General features: G+C 44.7%; 21 protein-coding genes. 7 read left to right on the top strand and 14 right to left on the bottom strand.

Annotated features, from left to right (window positions below):
• Positions 1-20: 20 nt before the first annotated feature.
• From L3V33_RS07835 to L3V33_RS07805, 7 genes are all read right to left on the bottom strand, one after another.
• Entirely contained in the window at positions 21-1124 is a 1104-nt protein-coding gene (locus L3V33_RS07835; RefSeq protein WP_004733417.1) for a phosphoribosylaminoimidazolesuccinocarboxamide synthase, read from the bottom strand.
• A 326-nt stretch (positions 1125-1450) separates the two neighbouring features.
• Positions 1451-1858 carry a SulA-like leucine-rich domain-containing protein gene (locus tag L3V33_RS07830; RefSeq protein WP_004733418.1) on the bottom strand — a complete coding sequence of 136 codons (408 nt, stop codon included), beginning with the start codon at positions 1856-1858 and terminating at the stop codon, positions 1451-1453.
• Positions 1859-2187: 329 nt separating this feature from the next.
• Entirely contained in the window at positions 2188-2376 is a 189-nt protein-coding gene (locus L3V33_RS07825; RefSeq protein ID WP_017059767.1) for a hypothetical protein, read from the bottom strand.
• Between the two features lie 165 nt (positions 2377-2541).
• Positions 2542-3615 (bottom strand): tetratricopeptide repeat protein, encoded by a 1074-nt coding sequence (locus tag L3V33_RS07820; RefSeq protein WP_237290189.1) that lies wholly within the window; start codon positions 3613-3615, stop codon positions 2542-2544.
• Positions 3616-3772: 157 nt separating this feature from the next.
• Positions 3773-4441 carry an OmpA family protein gene (locus tag L3V33_RS07815; RefSeq protein ID WP_004733421.1) on the bottom strand — a complete coding sequence of 223 codons (669 nt, stop codon included), beginning with the start codon at positions 4439-4441 and terminating at the stop codon, positions 3773-3775.
• Positions 4442-4583: 142 nt separating this feature from the next.
• Positions 4584-5273, bottom strand: coding sequence for a DUF2786 domain-containing protein (locus tag L3V33_RS07810; protein ID WP_004733422.1), 690 nt, complete (start codon positions 5271-5273; stop codon positions 4584-4586).
• Positions 5274-5481: 208 nt separating this feature from the next.
• Entirely contained in the window at positions 5482-6165 is a 684-nt protein-coding gene (locus tag L3V33_RS07805) for a DUF3334 family protein (RefSeq protein WP_004733423.1), read from the bottom strand.
• Positions 6166-6386: 221 nt separating this feature from the next.
• Between L3V33_RS07805 and L3V33_RS07800 the strand changes: the two genes are divergently transcribed.
• Both L3V33_RS07800 and L3V33_RS07795 read left to right on the top strand, forming a co-directional pair.
• Entirely contained in the window at positions 6387-9422 is a 3036-nt protein-coding gene (locus L3V33_RS07800; protein ID WP_237290188.1) for an FAD-binding and (Fe-S)-binding domain-containing protein, read from the top strand.
• A gap of 66 nt (positions 9423-9488) precedes the next feature.
• Complete coding sequence (locus tag L3V33_RS07795) at positions 9489-9950, top strand: isoprenylcysteine carboxylmethyltransferase family protein (RefSeq protein ID WP_237290187.1); 462 nt, start codon at positions 9489-9491, stop codon at positions 9948-9950.
• Between the two features lie 141 nt (positions 9951-10091).
• Here L3V33_RS07795 and L3V33_RS07790 read toward each other — a convergent pair whose 3' ends face one another.
• From L3V33_RS07790 to hutC, 6 genes are all read right to left on the bottom strand, one after another.
• Entirely contained in the window at positions 10092-10817 is a 726-nt protein-coding gene (locus L3V33_RS07790; RefSeq protein ID WP_010438254.1) for a DUF3581 domain-containing protein, read from the bottom strand.
• A gap of 226 nt (positions 10818-11043) precedes the next feature.
• Positions 11044-12576, bottom strand: a complete 1533-nt coding sequence (gene hutH / locus L3V33_RS07785; RefSeq protein ID WP_065204796.1) for a histidine ammonia-lyase — start codon at positions 12574-12576, stop codon at positions 11044-11046.
• 14 nt (positions 12577-12590) lie between these two features.
• Positions 12591-14285, bottom strand: coding sequence for a urocanate hydratase (hutU, locus tag L3V33_RS07780; RefSeq protein ID WP_102474737.1), 1695 nt, complete (start codon positions 14283-14285; stop codon positions 12591-12593).
• Positions 14286-14369: 84 nt separating this feature from the next.
• Positions 14370-15434 (bottom strand): formimidoylglutamase, encoded by a 1065-nt coding sequence (hutG, locus tag L3V33_RS07775; RefSeq protein WP_237290186.1) that lies wholly within the window; start codon positions 15432-15434, stop codon positions 14370-14372.
• Positions 15421-16671 (bottom strand): imidazolonepropionase, encoded by a 1251-nt coding sequence (gene hutI / locus L3V33_RS07770; RefSeq protein ID WP_237290185.1) that lies wholly within the window; start codon positions 16669-16671, stop codon positions 15421-15423. Before hutI ends, hutG begins: the two co-directional genes overlap by 14 nt.
• Positions 16672-16784: 113 nt before the next feature.
• A complete protein-coding gene (gene hutC / locus L3V33_RS07765; protein ID WP_054547395.1) occupies positions 16785-17498 on the bottom strand; it encodes a histidine utilization repressor in 714 nt (237 codons plus the stop codon).
• A 181-nt stretch (positions 17499-17679) separates the two neighbouring features.
• Between hutC and L3V33_RS07760 the strand changes: the two genes are divergently transcribed.
• Positions 17680-18423: a sporulation protein gene (locus L3V33_RS07760; protein ID WP_237290184.1), complete on the top strand. Its 744-nt coding sequence runs from the start codon at positions 17680-17682 to the stop codon at positions 18421-18423.
• 115 nt (positions 18424-18538) lie between these two features.
• On the opposite strand, the gene L3V33_RS07755 is transcribed toward L3V33_RS07760, so the two are convergent.
• Entirely contained in the window at positions 18539-19522 is a 984-nt protein-coding gene (locus L3V33_RS07755; protein WP_171316109.1) for a DUF3187 family protein, read from the bottom strand.
• Positions 19523-19925: 403 nt separating this feature from the next.
• On the opposite strand from L3V33_RS07755, the gene thrS reads away from it, so the two are divergent.
• From thrS to rplT, 4 genes are all read left to right on the top strand, one after another.
• Entirely contained in the window at positions 19926-21854 is a 1929-nt protein-coding gene (thrS, locus tag L3V33_RS07750; protein ID WP_029222173.1) for a threonine--tRNA ligase, read from the top strand.
• Between the two features lie 2 nt (positions 21855-21856).
• Complete coding sequence (gene infC, locus L3V33_RS07745; protein WP_076646145.1) at positions 21857-22408, top strand: translation initiation factor IF-3; 552 nt, start codon at positions 21857-21859, stop codon at positions 22406-22408.
• Between the two features lie 104 nt (positions 22409-22512).
• On the top strand, positions 22513-22707 hold the full coding sequence (rpmI, locus tag L3V33_RS07740) for a 50S ribosomal protein L35 (RefSeq protein WP_004733518.1): 195 nt from the start codon (positions 22513-22515) through the stop codon (positions 22705-22707).
• Positions 22708-22749: 42 nt separating this feature from the next.
• A complete protein-coding gene (rplT, locus tag L3V33_RS07735) occupies positions 22750-23103 on the top strand; it encodes a 50S ribosomal protein L20 (RefSeq protein ID WP_004733517.1) in 354 nt (117 codons plus the stop codon).
• Positions 23104-23343: the final 240 nt, after the last annotated feature.

The following is a 23343-nucleotide window of genomic DNA, read 5'->3' as shown; positions in this document are numbered from 1 at the left end:
ACTCGCTTTCTAGAATGCAATCAGTCAACTAGACCATAGTCAGCACGCAGTACATCGATAATTTCTTGCTTAGGATTTTCGCTCAGTACGATCTCTGCACCTGTGATTTTCGCTGCGATATCAAGATAAGTACGAGACAGAGACATCAGTGAATCAAGAGGTAACTCATTGTCACGAGCTAATGCTTCACGTTCTGGCATGCGTTCTTTGTTCAAAAGGATGTCTGCATCAGGGAAGTAGTTAAGCAAGAACTGACGGAAACCCTCTTTAGAGTTTTCAACGATGTTGCCTTTGTTGTATTCCTGAGTATCCCAAATACGAGATGAATCCGGAGTACCGACTTCGTCCATGTAGATCAGCTTTTCTTTACCTTGAGCATCGTTGACGTAACCAAATTCAAACTTTGTATCCACAAAGGTTTGGTCGACTTTCGCGAGTGCTTGGCTGATAACGTTGAAGCCTTCTTTTAGCAGCTTCTCGTAGTGTGCGATATCGCTTGCTTGAGTAAAGTTGAACGCTGCGAAGTTATCTTCGATGTTGTTACGCGAGATGTTCACATCGTCAGCTTCTGGAACACCAGGGATACCTTTCAAAATCCCTTTTGTTGAAGGCGTGATCAGTAGCTCAGGTAGCTTCTTGTCTTTCTCGAGACCTTCCGGCATTTCGATACCACAGAATTCACGTTCGCCGTTTGCGTATGCACGCCACATTGAACCTGTGATGTATTGACGACAAATTGCTTCGATCATAACTGGGCGAGCTTTTTGTACAATCCATACAAACGGGTGAGGGATATCAAGAATATGACTGTCAGCAAGTCCGTTGTCTTTAAACAATTTGAACCAGTGGTTAGAGATAGCATTCAGAGCCGCTCCCTTACCTGGAACACCCTTAAGATTACCTTCACCACGCCAGATACAATCGAATGCAGAGATACGGTCACTGATCACCATGATTGCTAAAGGCGCATCTGGTGCTACATCGTAGCCTTTCTCTTTGATTAGTCGTTGACTATCTTCTTCAGTTAACCAGTAGACTGAGCGAACTTTGCCACTGTGGACAGGTTTGTCAGTACGGATTGGTAGGTCATCATTTACGGCAAGAACTTGATCAGCAAGGCTCATTTAGACATTCCTATCTTTTATCAAACGTCATACAGAGAAGTGCGGTGTGCACATGATTAGACGGGCATTATACTCAATCTACTATTTCCTTCCAGATAAAAAGCAAACGATTGCTAAATCTATTGTTTAAATAAAAACCCCCGCCTAACAATTCGCCAAAAAATAGGCGAATCGTAGGGCAGGGGAAGGCAGTATATTTGGACTGTGTTTTGGAGCTATGCGGTTAAGTTAACTTAAGTTTGTTAGCTAAACGATTAAGCTATGTTTGTGGGCCATGTTTTTGAGCCAACATGTTATTAAGCCAAAATTTTATTAAGCAAGGTGGCTTAGTGAATGCGCTCTGAATTCGCATCCATAAAGAACACTTCACACTGAAAGCGCATTCCTAATGTTCTTAGGTATTGCTGACTGAATTGATCAATCGATGCACTTGCCACAATCGCACTCGCATTCTTAGAGCGAATGGCTTTCTCTACGGTTTCTACCTCAGTCATTTGATGAGAGGCTTTCATATGAATAACTCGGTCGCAGCAAACATTATGTTGCTTCAGCTGCTTAGCGGATGGTCTCGGTGTTTGAGCGGTAAATAGTAGCCACTGATGTTGGTTGGACAGCAACGCCATTCTTGCAAATAACGCTTCCTCGTTTGAATTTTTGCTTTTACGAGAAACTGATGTAAATGCGCAGTGAACTAGCGGGCTAGAGTGTTGGGCTTTAACGTGTGCTTGAATCATTTTGCTGTCCTTATATACATGCTGTATGTGTATACAGTAGTTTTAGTTGCTTATAAGATCAAGCGTTTTTTGCGGGATTATTGGACGATTCTGTCTGACGTTATAAGTGTTATGTTGTTAAGTGATTGAAATTATTTAATAAATTAAATTCGAATGAATTTTCTGTTTTGTCTCATAATTTGAAGAAATGTGAGCTTTATACAGGTGTATACAGTGGTTTGACAGAAAAGTACTGTATACGCCTGTATAGAAGAGAGAAGAGAGAAAATCTAAAACCACAGACACAAAAAAAGCGCCTTAGGCGCTTTCTTATATTTCAACGGTGTTGCTTATCTCAATGTCGCTTGGGAGAGTTTTGCTCTCATTTCCATTTCACCAATATTGAACTGGCGAACATCAATGGTTGCAATATCATTGCACTCATTACATGCATGATGACACTTACCATCTAGGTAGTCGTGCTTTTTAACTAGGCTTGGCTTTTTGCACCAATCACAAACGCCTTCTATTGTGAACATATTCTCTCCTCACCTGTTTAAGTCAGGTGTATTTTCGGCGCAAATTATGACACAAGTAAGACCCATTAGTTAATAGTTTGTTACCCGTTTTTGAGAGGGGGATCGATTGCAACACTAATAAAATCGATATCTTTGCGACCTTGAAAATTTAATATGTGTAGTTGTTTACGATTTTGTAACATTTTGTAAAATGGTTTTTAGCGCATTGTTCAAACGTTTCATTTCTTCGTCACATCCGTGACCATCTGGATGGTAGATCTTTGATAATTGTTTGTATCGTATCTTGATGCTTTTCTGGTCCGGAATTGAGCTAGGCGTGTAGCCAAATAGCGCACAGGCTACCTGAAAATTGTTCAAACTCTTGTTGTTTTTCTGCTTCTTCAGTTCGTTATAGATAGTCTGAAGTTGGCGCTTTTGCTGTTTGATGGTGAAGTCTTTCGCGCTAAGCTGCGCTTCAAGTGTCTGTTGTTGCTGATTTAACTCACCAGACTTCAGGATCTGTCGCTTTCGCGATACAACCAGAGTCGCGCTGATACTCACTATTGCAATTAAAACGGCCAGTACTGCGCCACTTATATAGTCAGAGCTTGTTAGCTCGTGATTAGGTCGTTGTTGACCAGACATCTCTTGGCTTGTGCTGGCTTCTGTATCGATGCCGTCATTGAGCTGCTCAATCGAAGAGATCTGCTTGGCGCGTTGTTGGTTAAATTGTGCTTCCAGAACGCGATTGTAACCATCTTCTGCATCAGGGTTGTCTTTTAGGGCCGCTTCATACCATAGCTGTGCTGCATCTAATGGTTGGAGTAGATCTTTCTCAAGCGAGGACTCATAGATCTTTGCGACCTCAACTGAGGCGCGTTTGTTACCTTGCAATGCTGATTTGATAAACCATTCTAAAGCTAGTTTGTTGCTTTGCTCTACACCTGTCCCTGATAAATATAATTCAGCCAGCCTAAATTGCGCATTTGTATTGCCGTTATCCGCTGATTGCGAGTACCAATAAAATGCATCGCTGGTGCTCAAAGGGACGTCGACACCCGATTCATAAGCTTGAGCTAATTGGTATTGAGAAACTGGATCTTGAGGTTGTGACTCTTGAGGTTGTGACTTTATTGAAAATTCATCACTGCTTTCTGCGTGAACGAAATGTGGAATGGACAACTGTATCGTGGAAAAAATGAGGGCTAGAAATAGAGGCCTAAGAAATGACGATGACAGAAAGTTGGATAGGATAAGCAAAAGATAAGTCTCGTAAAAAAGCCCAGTCCCGATGTATCAGGATGAATACGCTATGTGCCTGAGTGTTAAGTCGTAACGCTTAAAATAAGCGATACGAATGACAAGCAACTATATAGTGGTTAATTCAATAGATAAAGGTAACTGGGCTGTAATCGTGCTACTTAAGCGGCAAGATTTGAATTTCTACGCGACGGTTACAAGCACGACCTTGAGACGTGTTGTTGTCACATAGAGGGTAACGTTCACCGTTACCACGAGCAATGGCACGACCTGCAGCAACGTCTTGAGAGATCAAGAATGCACGAACAGATTCAGCACGACGCTCAGAAAGGATTTGGTTAGACGACTCGCTGCCAGTGCTGTCAGTGTGACCGTCGATCACTAGGCTAGTGTCTGGGTATTCAACTAAGATACGAGCAACACCACGTAGTGTGTTGTGAATACTAGACTCTAAAGCGTAAGAGCCAGAACCAAAACCAATGCCGTTTTCTAGGCGAAGTAGAAGCTGGTTCTCACCAACGCGTTCAACTTGAACACCAGAGTTCATGAGTTCTTCACGAAGTGCAGCTTCTTGTTGGTCGAAGTAGTAACCGATACCACCACCAACGGCTGCGCCACCAGCAGCACCGATGAGTGCACGTTTACGGCGATCTTTAGAATCGTCACCAGTAGCAGCACCAGCAACGGCACCAGCGATTGCACCAATTAGAGCGCCTTGAGTTGCAGAGTTCGTCTCAGATTCGCCTGTTGTAGCATTTTGGCGTTGAGTTGCCTGACAACCCGTTAGAGCGACAGTAAGCGCTAGGGCTAGTGTGATTTTTTTCAACGTATTTCTCCATCATGTACTTCTGTCAAACGCATGGATTGCGAATGACAAACATATAGTCCTATAAGTATTATTGATGGTTTTAACAATGTGCTGAGGAAATGTAAAGAGCAAGCATTATGATTTAGCTAAATGGCATACTCTACGATTTGGTGATTTTTTTAGCTGCTTGAGTTCCGCCAACAGGGCGGTTTACCGAAAGCTTACGACCTTTCTTCAAGCCAACTTCATAGTCAGCGGTGAGGTTTTTCATCGCTTCTCTGAGTTGTTGTTTGAAGGTTTCACGGTCAATATTTTCAAATTCTTTATCAATGTAGTTATTGATTTTGTTGTTTGACTCGTCGTCCGGGGTAATGATTGGCAACTTTTCAAGCGCACCTTCTACCCAACCAGAGACGTAAGAGTTCACACGACGAGTGACTTCGAGAGTTCCGGTACCAGATCCTGCAAAGCTGTTTCTGAATTGACCCGTATGCTCGTTCAATTCGCGATAAATAATATCGAAAGCAAAGGCAGCAAAGATTGCTCGATCAGCTTCACCAATGAACTCCACACGCTTAAGGCCTTTGTGGTTCAGTAATACGGCTTCTACGCCAAACTTGGTGTTAATACCACGAATAACACGCAGCAGTGTAGAGCTGATATTTGCAGGTAACAGATGACTGGACTGAGTTTTCCCCATCTTGATAAATTCAATATCGTCTTTCTCGAGACCATATTTCAGCATCAAGTTATGCGCCATTTTTATCGCATTGGCCGCTTCATTGACGTTCGCAGAATTTCCAAGCTCAAGGCACTTGGCAATTTTCTTTAGGGCTTTTTTCTTATCCATCGACTACTTAATCATTACCGCAAATTTTGAAAAGTCCGACATTTTACATGTTTTGGCAGGTAACAGCAAAGTCAAAAGTCATTTGTTATTACGCGGTGAGCCATTATGAAGGATGGAAGAGGCGGCTTCTGGGTCATACAAAAACGCCATCAAGCGTATTGATGGCGTTAGTGACACGATTTTCCGGATTAACTAGAGCATTAGCAAACTAGATACCAAGTTCATCGAGTAGATCGGCTGCCGAATCATTACCTGAACTTTGAGCGGGCTTATTCGCTTCCTGCATTTTTTTCTGAGTAGCCTCAAGAATACTGTCTGGACATTCGTCTTCAGCGATCTCAAATTCTTCCAATTGGATGAATTCTGTCTTATCCATTGCAAGCTCTAGGTAGAAGATGTTGTTGTTTGCAGTCGAGAAGGTCACACGACGGGCTTGTGGACGATCGAGATTAGTATCAACAGAAAGGTTTACTTGCTTGTTCAATGCCAGCATTTTCGGTTGGTTCTGTGTGATGTTGGTTTGCAGTTCTTTACGGATTTTATTGGTGAAATCACCAACTAACTGGTTCATCAGCTCACCTAAAACATCGCCCACTTCGTCTGAAGTGTGCAGTACCGCCAGCTCATCTTCTGGCATGCCCATGTTACGCATGTAATTGGTATAGATCTCTAGCGCGGCTTTAGACGTAAAATTGATGACAACAAGACCAGAAAAGCCACCGTCAAATAAGACGAAACAACCAAAGTCTGGCTTCAGACTTGTCTTGTTGATCTTTTGAACCATAGCTGAATACGACACCTGAGAAGCCGTCGCTGAAGTGAGTACGCTTGAGACTGATTGGCATAGCTTAAGAAGAATATCTTCAGTTGTGACTGTTTTGTTCTTTTTCATTGTGATGTGCTCATGGAGATGTCTTAAACAAAATGTTATTCAGTATATTGGACTGAATTAAGACGAAAGTGACTATTTCTCCATTCTTGCACTGAGATTCTGATTTGATCACCTTTTTATATGATCTTAATAGTAGTAAAGTGACGAAATTCAAAGAAAATTATTAAAAATCTCAGATAACCCAATGCTGATTGGATCAGCGAAGTAGGGGCAGGAAGCAAATGTTACCAAGACTTCAACTTAATGCTGATGTCGATCCAGTAGTCGTACGCTTTTTAGATGAACTAAAAACAGCGGGCTTTACTGGCGACATTGAATCTCAATATTCTAGCCGTTTGGCTGTGGCGACTGATAACAGTGTCTATCAGCAATTGCCACAGGCGGTCATCCTTCCTAAAACAACTCAAGACGTTGTGTTGCTCGGTCAGGTGGGTGCTAAATCCGCTTACGAACGCGTGACCTTTTCCCCTCGTGGTGGCGGTACCGGAACCAACGGACAATCTTTAACAAAAGGTGTCGTGGTTGACCTTTCCCGATACATGAACAAGGTTCTTGAGATAAACGAGAAAGAGGGCTGGGTAAGAGTTCAGTCTGGTGTCGTTAAAGACCAATTGAACGATGCTGTGCGTCCCTACGGTTATTTTTTCTCTCCAGACCTTTCTACCAGTAACCGAGCAACCTTAGGTGGCATGATCAATACCGATGCTTCGGGCCAAGGGTCGTTGAAGTACGGAAAAACGTCAGATCATGTATTGTCATTGCAAGCGGTGTTCGCGGATGGTTCGTGTCTAGAGTCTGATTTATCACACGGCTTGCCAGTTGAGGGTGAGTTTGCTCACCATGCCCTTGCGGTTACTGAGGCAGTTTGTCGAGACAAGCGCGCTCAAATTCTTAATAAATTCCCACCATTGAACCGCTTCTTAACAGGTTACGACCTAAAGAACGCAATCAACGAACAAGACGACAGCTTCGACTTGACTCGCGTCCTATGTGGTGCCGAGGGCTCATTAGCCTTCATTACGGAAGCTAAGCTCAACCTAACGCCGATTCCCAAAGCGCGAACGCTGGTCAACGTGAAATACAACACGTTCGATTCTGCGCTGCGCAATGCTCCGTTCATGGTAGAAGCGAAAGCGCTGTCTGTTGAGACGGTTGATTCAAGAGTATTGAACCTAGCGAAGCAAGACATCGTTTGGCACACTGTGAGCGACCTGCTTATGGATGTTCCCAATAAAGAGATGCTTGGCATCAACATGGTTGAGTTTGCAGGCCAAGATGAAGCGGAAGTTGAACAACAAGTTCAAGCACTGACGGCACAACTTGAAAGCATGCTTGAAACCGAAGAAGCCGGTGTGATTGGTTTCCAAGTATGCAGCGATTTGGCGAGCATTGGCCGAATCTACAACATGCGTAAGAAAGCGGTGGGTCTGTTAGGTGCGGCGAAAGGTCGAGCTAAGCCGGTCGCTTTTGCTGAAGATACCTGTGTACCACCGGAAAACTTGGCCGATTTCATCTCTGAATTTAGAGTCTTACTCGATTCAAAAGAGTTGAACTACGGCATGTTTGGTCACGTGGATGCGGGCGTACTGCACGTTCGTCCGGCTTTAGATTTGTGTGACCCGATGCAAGAAGCATTGATGCACGAAGTCTCTGATGAAGTGGTTAAGTTGGTGGCTAAATACGGCGGCTTGATGTGGGGTGAGCACGGTAAAGGCTTCCGCTCTGAGTATGGCCCTGACTTCTTTGGTGAGGAACTGTTTACCGAATTAAGACGAGTTAAAGCAGCATTCGACCCGCACAACAAGATGAACCCAGGCAAGATCTGTACGCCATTAGAAAGTGATGCGGAATTGGTGAAAGTGACCGATACCAAGCGTGGTTTCTACGACCGTCAGATCGACGTACAAGTTCGTGATAGCTTCAAACAAGCGATGGAATGTAATGGCAACGGCTTGTGCTTCAACTACGATACGAGCTCGCCAATGTGTCCTTCGATGAAAGTTACGGCTGACCGTCGTCACTCACCAAAAGGCCGCGCAGGCTTGGTAAGAGAGTGGCTTCGTCAGTTAACTGAGCAAGGCGTCGATATTCTCGATTTAGAGCAAGAAGCGCTGAAAGACAATACTCCGATTAAAACCATGATTGATCGCGTTCGCAATACCATGAACAAACGTCATGAATACGATTTCTCTCATGAAGTTCACGAAGCGATGAATGGCTGTCTTGCGTGTAAAGCGTGTGCGAGCCAATGTCCGATCAAAGTCGATGTGCCGAGTTTCCGTTCTCGATTCTTAAACATCTATTACTCGCGCTATCAGCGCCCAGCAAAAGACTATTTAGTTGCCAACATTGAAACCATGCTGCCGCTGATGGCGAAAGCGCCGAAAGTTGTGAACGCGGCATTGGGTCAAAAGTGGATACAAACCGCAACGGCTAAAACGGTCGGTTATGTTGATGCACCACTGATGTCGGTGCCTACACTTAAAAATCGTTTGGCGAGTAAAGAACTGCAACTCTTCGACTTACAGTACTTAGAAGGCTTGTCTTCTGAGCAGAAGAAACAGCATGTGCTGATCGTTCAAGACCCGTTTACTAGCTTTTATGATGCAGAAGTAGTTGAAGACTTCGTTACTCTGGCTCAAAAACTTGGCAAAACACCTGTGTTACTGCCGTTTAAGCCAAATGGTAAAGCACTGCACATTAAGGGCTTCTTAAATCGTTTTGCTCGTGAGGCGAAATCTACATCGGATTTCTTGTCGATGGTGGCGGATATCGGTATTCCTTTGGTCGGTGTTGATCCTGCACTGGTGCTTTGTTACCGCGATGAATACGTCGAGATCTTAGGTGACAAGCGTGGCGACTTTGATGTGCTGACCGTGCATGAATGGTTAATGCCATCGTTAGGTGAGTTCGAAGCTCGTTCTGCAAGTGAAGAGATGTGGTACTTGTTCGCTCACTGTACTGAGAAGACCAAAATGCCGAACGCTGAAAAAGAGTGGGGCGCTATCTTTAAACACTTTGGCGCTGCGTTAACCAGCGTTCCTGTCGGCTGTTGTGGTATGGCGGGCACCTTCGGGCACGAAGTCGATAAGCTTCAAATGTCGAAAGATATATACGGTCTAAGTTGGAAGCCAAGGATGCAAGACTTACCAAAAGATCGTTGTTTGGTGACGGGTTACTCTTGCCGTAGCCAAGTGAAGCGTTTTGAAGGTGAGAAGCTTGCTCACCCATTACAGGCGCTAGCAAAAATTCTTTAATACATTTAGCCCAGCAATTGCTGGGCTTTTTTCTAAACTAACAAAGGAATGTTAATAAGGAAAAGTATGAAATTTCTAGAATTAAAAGTACCACCCGTTGCACTGTTCATTATTGCATTCGCAGCATCATACTTCTGCGCTCAGCAGTTGAGCCAAGGGGCACTGGCATTACCTTATGGGATGGTTGTGCTAGGCATCGGGATCATATTGAGTGGTGTGATTGGAATATCAGGCATATGGGAATTCCGAAAACAGAAAACCACCGTTAACCCGATTAAAGTAGAAACCGCGTCTTCGGTCGTGGACAGTGGAATCTTTGGCTACACGCGAAATCCAATGTATCTAGGGTTATTCATCCTACTGTTTTGCTTTGGCTACTTCTTCCAAAACCTGTTCAGTGTCTTACTCAGTTTTGTATTCGTAATCTACATGAATCAGTTCCAAATCAAGCCAGAAGAACGCGCTCTAGAGCAATTATTCGGTGCGGAATATGTTGATTACAAACAAAAGGTTAGACGCTGGATTTAGTGATGATTTGAGAGCAGGCTTGAGTGTCTTCGTGTAGTCAGGGATCGTACTAAAAAAGCCCAGCTTGAGGATGTCAAGCTGGGCTTTATTGATCTTATTCTAGAGCTTATTTACATCGAGATGTGTAAATAAGGATGCTGATTAAGCGGCAGCTGCGAACTGAGCTAGAAACATCTCTTTACGCTCGTTGAAGCGGTTTACTAGGTCGTCTACAGAAGCTTGGTCGTATGGCTTAAGGCCACTTGCTACCATGCGTTTCACGCCTTTACCGACAACTTCGCCGTCTTCTTTGAAATCGAAGTTCAGTGTCACGATGCCACGCTTGCCTTCAACATCAAAAGTCGCACCAGAGAATTCAACTTCTGGGTGAGATAGGTCTAGGCGAGTAAATTCAACTTCCATGCTCTCGTAAATCACAAGAGGACGTTGGCAGTTGATCATCATTTGTTGTTCTTCCATAAGAGGAACCATGATGTGTGGGAAGTTCATGCCAGAGAACTTAACGTAGTTTGTTACTACGTGTTCGATGAATGCTTGATCGTGGCTCTTTTCACCTTCACAAGACATGTGTAGGTATTCTTTGCCTTTCTCGTCAACCAGTGAGCTTTCTTTCTCACACTTGTTGTCAACGCTTAGCGCAATACCGTTACCCACCATACCTGAAAAATCAAAACGCATTTTTTGGCTGATGCCTTCTTTCTGCAGAAGAACTGCAAACAAAAGGTCGCCAGGCACGCAGAAGCGCTTGTTGTCTTCATCGTGAATTGGGTTGAAGTCAGCGGCTACTTTTTTAGCAAAGTGGCTAGCCTGTTCACGAGTGAATTGAAATTGATTGTCTTCAGTTGAAAAGTAAGGTGTCAGAAACATAGTATCGCTATTAGTCATCAAATCTGGCGTGGATTATAGCTAACTAACTTCGATCTAATGGTCTATCCAGTTAACTTTGTTTATATATCAGTCAATTAGATAAATACGTTGGATGGTATGTGACGATTTTTAAGAGGGTATGGTCTTTGACTCAATGCAACAAGGGCTAATTAATAGCCCTTGTTTATACAACACTTTAAGAGGTGTTGTTTAGAGTGTTTTTGCTTTAAAAACTACACAGAGTGCCTTCTGGCATTAGATGGTTATGAACGGACAACTTAAGTAACAGATTCGCTTGTTCAATATCAGGTGAGAAGTAGCGATCTTTGTCGTAGAAGCTGACCTTCTCACGCAGAATTTGTTTCGCCTCTTCTACGCGAGGAGACGAAAGGTTTGGCGCTCGGAAGTCTAACCCTTGTGCTGCAGCTAAATATTCTACGGCCAAAATCCCTCGTGTATTTTCGGCCATGTATCTAAGCCTGCGTGCTGCGAAGGTGGCCATCGATACGTGGTCTTCTTGGTTTGCTGATGTCGGAAGGCTGTCTATTGATGCAGGATGAGCTAAGGTTTTGTTCTCACTAGCCAGTGCAGCAGACGTTACTTGAGCAATCATAAAGCCTGAGTTCACGCCACCGTTATCGACTAAGAAAGGTGGAAGTTTGCTTAGTGCGCTATCAATCAGCAGTGCCATTCTTCGTTCAGACAAGCTACCGATTTCAGCTATCGCTAGTGCAAGGTTATCGGCTGCCATTGCGACAGGTTCTGCGTGGAAGTTACCGCCCGAAATGATGTCGCCATCGTCAGCGAAAACAAGTGGGTTGTCGGATACGGCATTTGCTTCAATGTTTAAGGTTTCTGCTGAATTACGAATCTGCTGTAAACAAGCACCCATCACTTGAGGCTGACAACGCAGTGAGTAAGGGTCTTGAACCTTTTCACAACAAGTGTGTGACTCACCAATCTCACTTTTTTGATCAAGCATATGACGGTAGGCAAGTGCTGCATCCATCTGGCCACGGTGACCACGAACGCGATGAATACGAGGATCAAACGGACGACGGCTACCCAGCGCAGCTTCAACAGACATTGCACCACACACGGTTGCAGACGCAAACAAGTCTTCAGCTGCGAACAGACCTTCTAATGCAAAGGCGGTTGATGCTTGTGTGCCGTTTAACAGCGCTAAACCTTCTTTAGGTGCTAGTGTGATTGGCTCCAAGCCAGCGATCTGCATTGCTTCTAAGCCAGTGATGATCTTGCCGTTGTGACGTGCTTGGCCTTCACCTAGCAGTACTGTACTCATGTGGGCTAAGGGAGCGAGATCTCCAGAAGCGCCCACAGATCCTTTTTGTGGAACACATGGGTAAACCTGCGCGTTCACTAGATCGATAAGAGCATTGATGACCTTGAGTCGGATACCCGAGTAACCACGAGACAAGCTGTTAATCTTAAGTACCATCATCAAGCGCACAGTTTCATCAGACATGAATTTACCGATGCCCGCAGCGTGAGAAAGTACGATACTTTTCTGTAGTACTTCTAAATCTTCAGGGGCAATTTTGGTATTCGCTAATAATCCAAAACCCGTGTTGATGCCATACACTGTGCGATCTTCAGCAATCACTTGTTCGACAACGTGCATGCTCGCTTCAATATCAGGGATTGCAGCAGGGTCGAGTGATAAATTTACAGGGCTACGGCTAATCTTACGCAGTTCAGGTAGGCCAAGAAGTCCTGGTTTAAGTAATAAATTCAACATGTTTTCTCCAGACATTAAAGGCGACGAAGTTCTTCGTTTAGCATAGGTAAATCAAGCTTCTGCTCTTTAGCACACTGCTTGGCAATATCGTAACCCGCATCAGCATGACGCATAACGCCGGTTGCTGGGTCGTTGTGAAGTACGCGAGCAATACGCTGTGATGCATCTTCACTGCCGTCACAACAAATCACCATTCCTGAGTGTTGTGAGAAGCCCATGCCAACGCCGCCACCGTGGTGCAGGGAAACCCATGTCGCGCCGCCTGCAGTATTTAGAAGGGCGTTCAATAGAGGCCAATCTGATACGGCATCTGATCCATCCATCATGCCTTCTGTTTCACGGTTCGGGCTTGCTACTGAGCCTGAATCTAGGTGGTCACGGCCGATAACAACCGGCGCTTTCAGTTCGCCATTTTTAACCATTTCATTGAATGCTTGGCCTAAACGTTCACGATCTTTCAAACCGACCCAACAGATACGCGCTGGTAAGCCTTGGAACTGAATACGTTCACGTGCCATATCTAGCCAGTTGTGTAGATGCGGGTTATCTGGAATCAGCTCTTTTACTTTTTGGTCTGTTTTGTAGATGTCTTCTGGGTCGCCAGAAAGGGCAGCCCAACGGAACGGACCGATGCCTTCACAGAATAAAGGACGAATATAAGCAGGAACGAAACCTGGGAAATCAAATGCGTTTTCCACACCTTCTTCCAGTGCCATTTGGCGAATGTTGTTGCCGTAATCTACGGTTGCAGCACCACGGTATTGTAGGTCTAGCATCGCTTGAACTTGAATCGCCATTGATTGCTTAGCGGCTTTCACTACTTTCGCTTCATCAACTAAACGTTCTTGCGCTGCTTTCTCCATCGTCCAACCTTGCGGCAAGTAGCCGTTCAGCGGATCGTGGGCAGAGGTTTGGTCGGTCACTACGTCAGGGGTGATATTGCGTTCGACAAGCTCTGGGAATACGTCTGCAGCGTTACCTAATAAGCCAACAGAGATTGGCGTGTCTGATTCTTTAATCATTGCCATCGCTTCATCTATGCTGGTGGCTTTTTTGTCTACATAGCCAGTACGTAAGCGGTAGTCGATCCGTGATTCATCACATTCAACCGCGATCATCGAGAAGCCTGCCATAGTCGCTGCGAGAGGTTGAGCACCACCCATGCCGCCAAGACCACCCGTTAGAACCCACTTGCCGTTCGCTTCGCCTTGGAAGTGCTTTTTCGCGATAGCAACAAACGTTTCATAAGTACCTTGAACGATGCCTTGTGAGCCAATGTAAATCCAGCTGCCTGCTGTCATTTGGCCGTACATCATCAAGCCTTCTTTATCGAGCTCGTTGAAGTGCTCCCAGTTTGCCCAGTGTGGAACAAGGTTAGAGTTCGCGATCAGTACGCGAGGCGCGTTTTTATGAGTCGGGAACACGCCCACAGGTTTACCTGATTGAACAAGTAACGTTTGGTCGTCTTCTAAACGCTCCAATACTTCAACAATCTTGTCATAACATTTCCAATCACGCGCCGCGCGACCGATACCGCCATACACAACCAGTGCATGTGGATGTTCTGCCACATCAGGGTCTAGGTTATTCATCAGCATACGCAGTGGTGCTTCTGTTAACCAAGATTTAGCGCGCAAAGTGGTGCCATGAGGTGCGCGAATTTCGCGAGTCGTGTCGAGACGAGGGTCACTGTTGTGGTGTTCCGTCATTTTGGAATTCCTTCTGTTTCACGTTATATCGTTGTAGTTGTAGTTGTAGTTGTAGTTGTAGTTGTAGTTATCGGTATAGCTGGATTAGTCGCTGGCCATTGCACTGGCTATATCCCAACACAAACGTGCCGCCAATCGAGCCGTTTGGCCATCGATGTCGTAGTCTGGGTTGTATTCCGCAATGTCCGCGATAATGAGTTTTTCACTGTGTTTGAAAATATGTTCTAGAAAAGGAGCGAGTATTTCATAGCTCACGCCTCTTGCTGCTGGTGCACTGACACCCGGCGCAGTCGCCGCAGGGAATACATCTAGATCAATGGTGAGATAGAGGTAATCACACGCAGCGATGAATTTTTGTAACTTAACCAGTTGAGGGACTTGGTTTACTTGGGTCATGTTGCGGTCGTGTTCGTACCAAACGCCCAGTTGGTCGGCTTTGTTAAACAGCGCTTTGGTATTACTGGCAGCACTCACACCAAGACAAGCGTAATGAAACGGCCACTGATGTTTGTGGCAGTAATCGCTTATCTGATTAAAAGGCGTACCTGAACTGGGTTTAACATCGGCGATTTCGCTTTCAAATTCACGAAGATCAAAGTGAGCATCAAAGTTAACGATGCCGATCTTAGGTTTGCGTTCTGACTGATCTTTATGAAGGTGTTTAGTTTTATGTCGGTGTTCCGTTTGGTGTAAATGCTCAGCAAGTCCTTGGAAAGACGCCCAAGCAACCTCGTGACCACCGCCAAGGGTAATCACTTTGTTGGTTGATAAAGCATTAGTAATTACAGAAGCACACTGTTTTTGGCTGACTTCGAGCTGGCCATCATTACATTCGATATCACCAAGATCCGCGATGTGCGCGTCACTGTGCCAAGCCATATTAGCCAACGCTTGGCGAATCAGGTTAGGTGCTTGTTTCGCGCCTACGCGTCCTTTGTTTCTTGCAACTCCAGCATCGCTGGCAAAGCCAACTAAGGCGATAGCGCCATCAGTAAGCTCGTTACTTAACTCACTACTGTGAACTTGTTTGGTAATGTGATGAACGCGAGTACCGAGTGCGCCATCTTCAAGATCATTACGCCCAGTCCATACAAAGTTATGTGTGGTTGCTGCATTATCTCGGATGCCGTTAGACTTAGATTGAGTCATGACACACCTCGCCGTTAACAATGCGTTTATACAGATGAGGAACACCAACTTGATAGCTTAAGTCGGCAGGGTGCTCGATATTCCAGATAGCCAAATCAGCGGCATAACCAATTTCAATTTTGCCTTTGGTTTGTGAGTCGCCAATGGCAGAAGCAGCGTTACAAGTTACACCGCGCAGCGCTTCTTCAGGCGTTGTACCAAACAGGGTGCAGCTCATGTTCATCATTAGAGTTAAATCAGCAAAGGGAGAAGTGCCGGGGTTTAAGTCGGTCGCTATTGCCATTGGAATGTTGTGTTCACGAAGTAAAGCAATAGGAGGCTGTTGAGTCTCTTTCAGGAAGTAGAAAGCACCGGGTAGCAAGGTGGCAACTGTGCCTGATTCTGCCAGTGCTTTTACTCCGGTTTCATCAAGGTATTCAACATGGTCAACAGAGAGTGCGCCGTATTTAGCTGCAAGCGCGCTGCCACCCATATTCGAAAGTTGTTCAGTGTGGCCTTTAATCGCTAGCCCATGCGCTTTGGCTGTTGCAAAGACACGTTCGGTTTGTTCTAGGTTGAAGCCGATAGATTCGCAGAACACGTCAACTGCATCGGCGAGCCCTTGCTCTGCAGCTTTAGGAATGATCTCTTGGCAAACCAGATCGATATAGCTGTCCGGTTTCTCTTTATATTCTGGTGGAATAGCATGGGCAGCAAGGAGAGTGGTGGTGATCTTAATACGGCGATGATTCTCTAACGCTTTGGCTGCACGTAACATCTTGAGCTCATCTTCAAGTGTTAAACCATAACCAGATTTTACTTCGATACTGGTTACGCCACTTCTTAGCAGACCATCGAGTCTCGGTAACGCCATTTCAACCAGTTCAGACTCTTGTGCTGCGCGTGTTGCAGTGACTGTCGCTAGAATGCCACCGCCTTGCTTGGCGATGTCGGTGTAAGACACACCATTCAAACGTTGCTCAAACTCGTTGGCACGATTACCCGCAAATACGAGGTGAGTGTGACAATCAATCAGCCCAGGAGTGACGAGCTTGTTTTTGCAGTCATAGGTGATGTAATCCGCAGAGCTATCAGTGCTCGGTTGTTCTACCTCAGAAGCATGTCCCTCGTGGTTTGAACAAGAGATGGACACGATCTTACCGTTTCCGATAACGATATCTTGAGGGGAAGAGGGCTGATAACCATCGGCTCCCGAACTCATGGAGACCACTCGTGCGTTTTTGAGGATCAAATTCATAATCACCTAGATCTTTGCTAAACATTAAATGTATATACAAATAAATAGGCTAAACGCTGACCCGAATCAAGTTGATGTTGCAAAAATGTGATCGGAGATCAGGATGATGTTCTTTAATCTAGAAGTATCTTGGAGCTTAATTTGTACTTAGAGCCAGGATGGTAGAGTAATGCAAAGCTGATGAGACGCTCTTTACTCCACGTTCTTCTATTCAAAAGTAGGCAAGGCTCTGATTCAAAAAGTTTTAGTGACGTTCTGATTTGAGAGTCAGGAATAATGGCTTCAACCGTATGCTCGATAGCACTCAACGGGCAGTTTTTTGAAAGGTATTCGTTGGGCGTAGAGGTTGAAAAGTCTTGCTCTAGGTATTTTGGGGCGGCTTGAGAGTTCACCCAGCGCGCTTCCAATTGTATCGGCGCGTTGTCCGCAAAGTGGATGATTTCACTATAGAATACTTCTGCGTTAATCATTACACCTAACCGTGTGGCGGTGCTTTCATCAGCCTTAATGCTATCGTGTTTGATAACTTGGCTAGTATACGTTTGGCCTCTGTCTTTGATCTCTTGCGCGATGTTGTTGATATCAAGCAGGGGAGATTGCGCTTTTTCGTCGGGTTCACAAACAAAAGTACCTAGCCTTGGCTTCCTAATGAGCTTGCCTTCAGACACCAGATCTCGAATGGCTTTATTGACCGTCATTCGACTCACTTTGAACTGCTCTGTGAGCTCGAGTTCGGTGGTGATTTGATAACCCACTGGCCAGTGACCACTGGTGATATTGTCGTCTATGAACTGTTTTATCTGAAGGTAGAGCGGCGCTTTCGACATAATGAAACCTTATTTGACTATACAAATAGAGTAACGGATTTTTTCATGATTTCAACATTTCCTCGGGCAATGTGACTTTATTCAACATAGATGGGGCAAATTGCTTGATTCTGTGAGGCAAGTGTCGCAAATTGTCACGCAATAACTATTCGTAAATCAGATAATTTGAAAGGGAAATAATATGTTTAAGAAATTAAAGGCCTCGTTGGGCATCGGTGCAGCAAAGGTTGATACTGTCTTAGATAATATTGAAGTTTTCCAAGGTGGGGAGTTGTCTGGCAATGTTCACATTGTTGGCGGCGACGTTGAGCAACAAATTGACTTGATCAACTTAGTTCTCAACACAGAAGTGAAAGTAGAAACGGAAGACAGCACCAGCTACGAAACCTTTTCACTGGGTCGTATTCAAGCCGTAGAGCCTTTCGTTATCCAACCGGGCGAAACCAAACTGGTTCCATTCCGACTTAAGTTAAATGATGAAACGCCAGTCACCGCGTTGAACGCACAAATGAACCAATGCCATGTGTGGGTTGAAACCAACCTAGATATAGGCTTCGCGATTGATCCTAAAGACCGCGACTTCATCTCCGTACACCCATTGCCAACAGTCGCTAAAATCATCCAAGGTGTCGAAGCATCGGGTATGGCAATGGTGAAAGCCGACGTTGAGAAGGGCTTCTTAAAAGGCAACAGCTTTGCTTCTCGTTCGGGCTGTTACCAAGAGATTGAATTTCGCAGTGGTGGTTTCATGAACAAAAAAGATATAGAACTGTCATTCATTGTTGAAGGCTCAATGGTTCACTGCCTAGCAGAAATCGACCGCTCAATGAGCTTCCGCGGCGATCAATACATCTCATTCAGCTTGCCAGCAAACGCGGCGGATTCAGACATTCGTAACGCAGTCTCAAGAATCATGAGTGCGTAGTTCCCTTTCTGTTAGTAGTCGCTTTTTCTATTAATAGAGACAAGACAGTACGATTTCTATAGCCGAACTTAACCGTTCGGCTTTTTTAATTCTACTATCTCGACCCTAAATGGACTTACCACTGATGACGATAGGCCAATTGGAAGGCAACGTCGGTGGAGTTGTCCATGTTGAAGATGTTTTCGATAATGGATATCTCGATCGCTGAACGTTGCATGAGATAGCGATATCCAAGCATTATTTCATTTGCGGCTTCTGAAAACTCAGTGTCGCCGTCTTCGGCGCCTTCATACCAACGATACTCAAGGTGCAACTCATGGTTTTCAAATAGCGTGAGTTGATATCCTCCCATCCATGACCATGTTGTTTTCTTATGTGTAAAACTATTTTCCACCTCTCGATTAGACTGATTGGCCAACCCTAAGCTTGTATAGAAGGTATTGATGTCGAGTTGGTATGCATAGTTGAGTTGAGCGCTTTGTTCGGTGCTGTTTCCCTTAAATGCACCGTGGTTGACGTTGTTGTGATAAAGGGAGACACCAAAAGATAGTCCGTGGTTTTCAAGGTCTATGATTTGGTATTGGGTGTAGAGGGTGAAAGCGCTAGTCAACGTGTCGCCAGAGAAGTCTCTAGTATTTATGTCGTGGTCTGGTGCGTAGATATCAAATTGGTGTCGCTCTTTACGAGTTCGCCCTGCTTGGTCGAGGCCAAGTAAATCGTGGTAGTTGATGGTTATTTTATCTAGGTGATTGTTAGCAGCGTATAGCCAGCGATAATTGAACTCGACTTGCCATGCTGTGGTTAGTTGCCATTTCAGGCCTGTTTGAAGTTGGTTCTGATAATAGTCTAAATGATAGTCGTGGGAATTGGCCCAGATACTCGCGGCGGTTAAAGAAGCAAACACTTCAAGCTTGTTTTCTTCGAGCGGAAAGCCAGAGCGGAGCGTTGGAGTAAGACGAACGGACTGTAATGGTGCTTGGGTATAACTGATTAGCGGGCCGTAATCTTTGTTGGCCCATGTCGCGGGAGCATACATAGCTGTGGCTACTATTAACGATAAAGGTGGTATGAGCGATATAAAAGTAGCCTGTTTTCCCATATGCACCTCATCCGCAATCCGTTGCTTCTATATAGCTTAGTTCTAAATAACTCGTTTGTAAGAGATAAGTTGGAAGAGCGACCTTACAGGAGATAGGAGAATTAGTAGGGTTGATACTGCTCGATTGGAAAGAGGGTTCGGAGGGGCAGGGAAGTTACCGCTATTATGATAAAACCTTATCAAACGAAGTGGTTGGAGAGCGGGCAGATTCTCTCTGTCATTGTCATTTCATATAATTTCGTTACAATGTTCGGCTACTCACAAATGGGGCATCTGTATTTGCTTCTATGTGGGTATATTTATTATGCATATATCTCCGATCAACATACTTGTTGGTTGAAAAACATATATTAAACATTTTCATGTGTTGCTTGGTGTGCAACACCACTGTAAAGGACAAATAATGCCAATTATTACTCTTCCTGACGGTAGTCAGCGTCAATTTGACAACCCTGTATCAACTCTAGATGTTGCCCTATCAATCGGTCCTGGTCTTGCGAAAGCAACGATTGCTGGTCGTGTAGACGGCGAGCGTGTTGATGCTTGTGATCTTATCGAAAACGATGCAAGCCTAGAAATCATCACAGCTAAAGATGAAGTTGATGGCCTTGAGATCGTTCGTCACTCTTGTGCTCACCTTTTAGGTCACGCGATTAAGCAGCTTTTTCCAGAAGCGAAAATGGCGATCGGTCCTACCATCGATAACGGTTTCTACTACGATATCGACCTTGAGCACTCTCTAACGCAAGAAGATCTAGAAAAGATTGAAAAGCGTATGAAAGAGCTAGCGAAGACCAAGTATCAGGTTGTTAAGAAGAAAGTTAGCTGGCAGGAAGCGCGTGACGCATTCGAAGCTCGCGGCGAGACTTACAAAATCGAAATCTTGGATGAGAACGTTTCTAAAGACGATCGTCCAGGCCTGTACCATCATGAAGAATACATTGATATGTGTCGTGGTCCACACGTTCCACATATGGGCTTCTGCCAACATTTCACACTACTTAACGTAGCGGGTGCTTACTGGCGTGGTAACAGTGACAACAAGATGCTTCAACGTATCTACGGCACTGCATTCCACGACAAGAAAGCGCTTAAGGCTCACCTAGTGCGCCTAGAAGAAGCGGCTAAGCGTGATCACCGTAAAATCGGTAAGCACTTAGATCTATTCCACATGCAGCAAGAAGCACCAGGCATGGTTTTCTGGCATCACAACGGTTGGACTATCTTCCGTGAGCTAGAAGTATTTATTCGTCAGAAGCTGACTGAGTACGATTACCAAGAAGTAAAAGGCCCATTAATGATGGACCGTGTTCTTTGGGAACGTTCTGGTCACTGGGATAAGTACGCTGAAGCGATGTTCACGACTTCTTCAGAGAACCGTGAATACGCGATCAAGCCAATGAACTGTCCTGGTCACGTTCAAATCTTTAACCAAGGTTTGAAATCTTACCGTGATCTACCGCTACGTATGGCTGAGTTCGGCTCATGTCACCGTAACGAGCCGTCTGGCGCACTTCACGGCATTATGCGTGTTCGTGGCTTCACTCAAGATGATGCTCACGTATTCTGTACTGAAGACCAAGTTCAACAAGAAGTTAAAGCTTGTATTGAAATGGTTTACGATACTTACACAACTTTCGGTTTCGAAAACATTGTTGTTAAGCTATCTACTCGTCCAGAACAGCGCGTAGGTTCAGACGAAATGTGGGACCGTGCAGAGGCCGATCTTAAGCAAGCGCTTGAGGCGATGGAGATTGCATACGAGATTCAAGAAGGCGAGGGTGCGTTCTACGGACCTAAGATTGAATTTACTTTGCATGATTGTTTGGACCGCGCATGGCAATGTGGTACAGTGCAGCTCGATTTTGCATTACCAGAACGTTTAGGTGCAACTTACGTAGGTGAAGATAACGAGCGTCACACGCCAGTTATGATCCACCGCGCGATTTTAGGTTCACTAGAACGCTTCATCGGTATTCTTATTGAAGAATACGCTGGCTTCTTCCCAACGTGGTTGGCGCCAGAACAAGCAATTGTTATGGGCATTACAGACAAACAGTCTGAATATGTACAAGAAATTGCGAAAAAACTGCAAAAAAGTGGATTTAGAGTCAAAGCAGACTTGAGAAATGAGAAGATTGGCTTTAAAATCCGCGAACATACTTTGAAACGTGTACCGTTCATGCTTGTGTGTGGTGACCAAGAAATGGAAGCCGGCGAAATTGCAGTACGTACACGTAAAGGTAAGGACCTTGGTAAATTTAAAGTGGATGACTTTATTTCATACATCCAAGCCGAGGTTTCAAACCGTAAGCTCAATCTGGAGGAATAGCTATTAAAGGCGGAAGACGTGGCCAACAACCGGCCAAACAAAACCAGCACCGTTTAAACGGTGACATTCGTGGCGTTCGTGAAGTGCGTCTAACTGGCGCAGACGGCGAAGCTGTTGGTGTAGTAACAATCGCTGAAGCGATGGAAGCTGCAAATGAAGCTGGTATGGATCTCGTAGAGATCAGCCCTAACGCCGAGCCGCCAGTTTGTCGTGTGATGGACTACGGTAAGTTCCTCTTCGAGAAGAGCAAAGCTGCGAAAGAGCAGAAGAAAAAGCAAAAGCAGGTTCAGATCAAGGAAATTAAATTCCGACCTGGAACTGATATTGGAGACTATCAGGTAAAACTACGCAACCTGACTGGTTTCCTTGAAGACGGCAACAAAGTGAAGGTAACAATTCGCTTCCGTGGCCGCGAAATGGCTCACCAAGAAATCGGTGTTGACGTTCTTAATCGTTTGAAAATCGATACTGAAGAATTTGCAGTTGTCGAATCTTTCCCAACGAGAATTGAAGGTCGCCAGATGATCATGGTGTTGGCCCCTAAAAAGAAGTAATTAACGGCTTTGCAAGTAATTAAACCTTGCAGCCATAGGCTGTAGGGTTTTATTCGCCCTAATTACTATGTTATTAACAACTCAACAATGCGGAGTTATTCATCATGCCTAAGATGAAAACCAACAAAGGTGCTGCTAAGCGTTTCCAGAAAACTGCTGGTGGTATTAAGTTTAAGCACGCTGGTAAACGTCACATCCTGACTAAGCGTACTACTAAGAACAAGCGTCAGCTTCGTCCGAACTCAATCCTTCCAAAATGTGAAGTGGCTGCAGTTCTACGTATGATGCCATACGCTTAATTCTTTTTAGTTTATAAATTCGTTTAGTTTAGGAGAAGCATAATGCCTCGCGTAAAACGTGGTGTACAAGCTCGTGCACGTCATAAGAAAGTTCTAAAACAAGCTAAAGGTTACTACGGAGCACGTTCACGTGTTTACCGCGTAGCTTTCCAAGCAGTTACCAAAGCTGGTCAATACGCTTACCGTGACCGTCGCAACAAGAAACGTCAATTCCGTCAACTTTGGATTGCACGTATCAATGCGGCATCTCGTCAAAATGGTCTATCTTACAGCCGTTTCATCAATGGCCTTAAGAAAGCATCTATCGAGATCGACCGTAAGATTCTTGCTGACATCGCAGTATTCGACAAAGCAGCATTTGCTGTTCTAGTTGAAAAAGCGAAAGCATCTCTATAATTTAGAGTTAGCTTAAAGGTTTAAGAAAAGGAGAACTTCGGTTCTCCTTTTTTATTGCCTGTAATTTGTCTTTGCCATATTCTCTGATGTGACCCCATAAAAGTAGACACTTAATACAGAGCATTGAGTGTCATGAAAGTAAAATCACAAAGACAATATACAGACGAATTTAAACGAGAAGCTGTTCAGCGATCTCTCGATTCTTCTGATACCGTTAAGTCAGTAGCACTATCCTTAGGA

The sequence above is a fragment of the Vibrio sp. A2-1 genome (genome assembly GCF_021728355.1).
Taxonomy (GTDB): Bacteria; Pseudomonadota; Gammaproteobacteria; order Enterobacterales; family Vibrionaceae; genus Vibrio; species Vibrio splendidus_K.
Note: the sequence above shows the minus strand (reverse complement) of the source record. Positions and strands in the feature narration are given on the sequence as shown.

Coding starts and splice junctions, on each gene's coding strand:
- L3V33_RS07835 (WP_004733417.1), bottom strand. CDS start 1,124: ATGAGCCTTGCTGATCAAGTTCTTGCCGTAAATGATGACCTACCAATC.
- L3V33_RS07830 (WP_004733418.1), bottom strand. CDS start 1,858: ATGATTCAAGCACACGTTAAAGCCCAACACTCTAGCCCGCTAGTTCAC.
- L3V33_RS07825 (WP_017059767.1), bottom strand. CDS start 2,376: ATGTTCACAATAGAAGGCGTTTGTGATTGGTGCAAAAAGCCAAGCCTA.
- L3V33_RS07810 (WP_004733422.1), bottom strand. CDS start 5,273: ATGGATAAGAAAAAAGCCCTAAAGAAAATTGCCAAGTGCCTTGAGCTT.
- L3V33_RS07805 (WP_004733423.1), bottom strand. CDS start 6,165: ATGAAAAAGAACAAAACAGTCACAACTGAAGATATTCTTCTTAAGCTA.
- L3V33_RS07800 (WP_237290188.1), top strand. CDS start 6,387: ATGTTACCAAGACTTCAACTTAATGCTGATGTCGATCCAGTAGTCGTA.
- L3V33_RS07795 (WP_237290187.1), top strand. CDS start 9,489: ATGAAATTTCTAGAATTAAAAGTACCACCCGTTGCACTGTTCATTATT.
- L3V33_RS07790 (WP_010438254.1), bottom strand. CDS start 10,817: ATGTTTCTGACACCTTACTTTTCAACTGAAGACAATCAATTTCAATTC.
- hutH (WP_065204796.1), bottom strand. CDS start 12,576: ATGTTGAATTTATTACTTAAACCAGGACTTCTTGGCCTACCTGAACTG.
- hutU (WP_102474737.1), bottom strand. CDS start 14,285: ATGACGGAACACCACAACAGTGACCCTCGTCTCGACACGACTCGCGAA.
- hutG (WP_237290186.1), bottom strand. CDS start 15,434: ATGACTCAATCTAAGTCTAACGGCATCCGAGATAATGCAGCAACCACA.
- hutI (WP_237290185.1), bottom strand. CDS start 16,671: ATGAATTTGATCCTCAAAAACGCACGAGTGGTCTCCATGAGTTCGGGA.
- hutC (WP_054547395.1), bottom strand. CDS start 17,498: ATGTCGAAAGCGCCGCTCTACCTTCAGATAAAACAGTTCATAGACGAC.
- L3V33_RS07760 (WP_237290184.1), top strand. CDS start 17,680: ATGTTTAAGAAATTAAAGGCCTCGTTGGGCATCGGTGCAGCAAAGGTT.
- L3V33_RS07755 (WP_171316109.1), bottom strand. CDS start 19,522: ATGGGAAAACAGGCTACTTTTATATCGCTCATACCACCTTTATCGTTA.
- thrS (WP_029222173.1), top strand. CDS start 19,926: ATGCCAATTATTACTCTTCCTGACGGTAGTCAGCGTCAATTTGACAAC.
- rpmI (WP_004733518.1), top strand. CDS start 22,513: ATGCCTAAGATGAAAACCAACAAAGGTGCTGCTAAGCGTTTCCAGAAA.
- rplT (WP_004733517.1), top strand. CDS start 22,750: ATGCCTCGCGTAAAACGTGGTGTACAAGCTCGTGCACGTCATAAGAAA.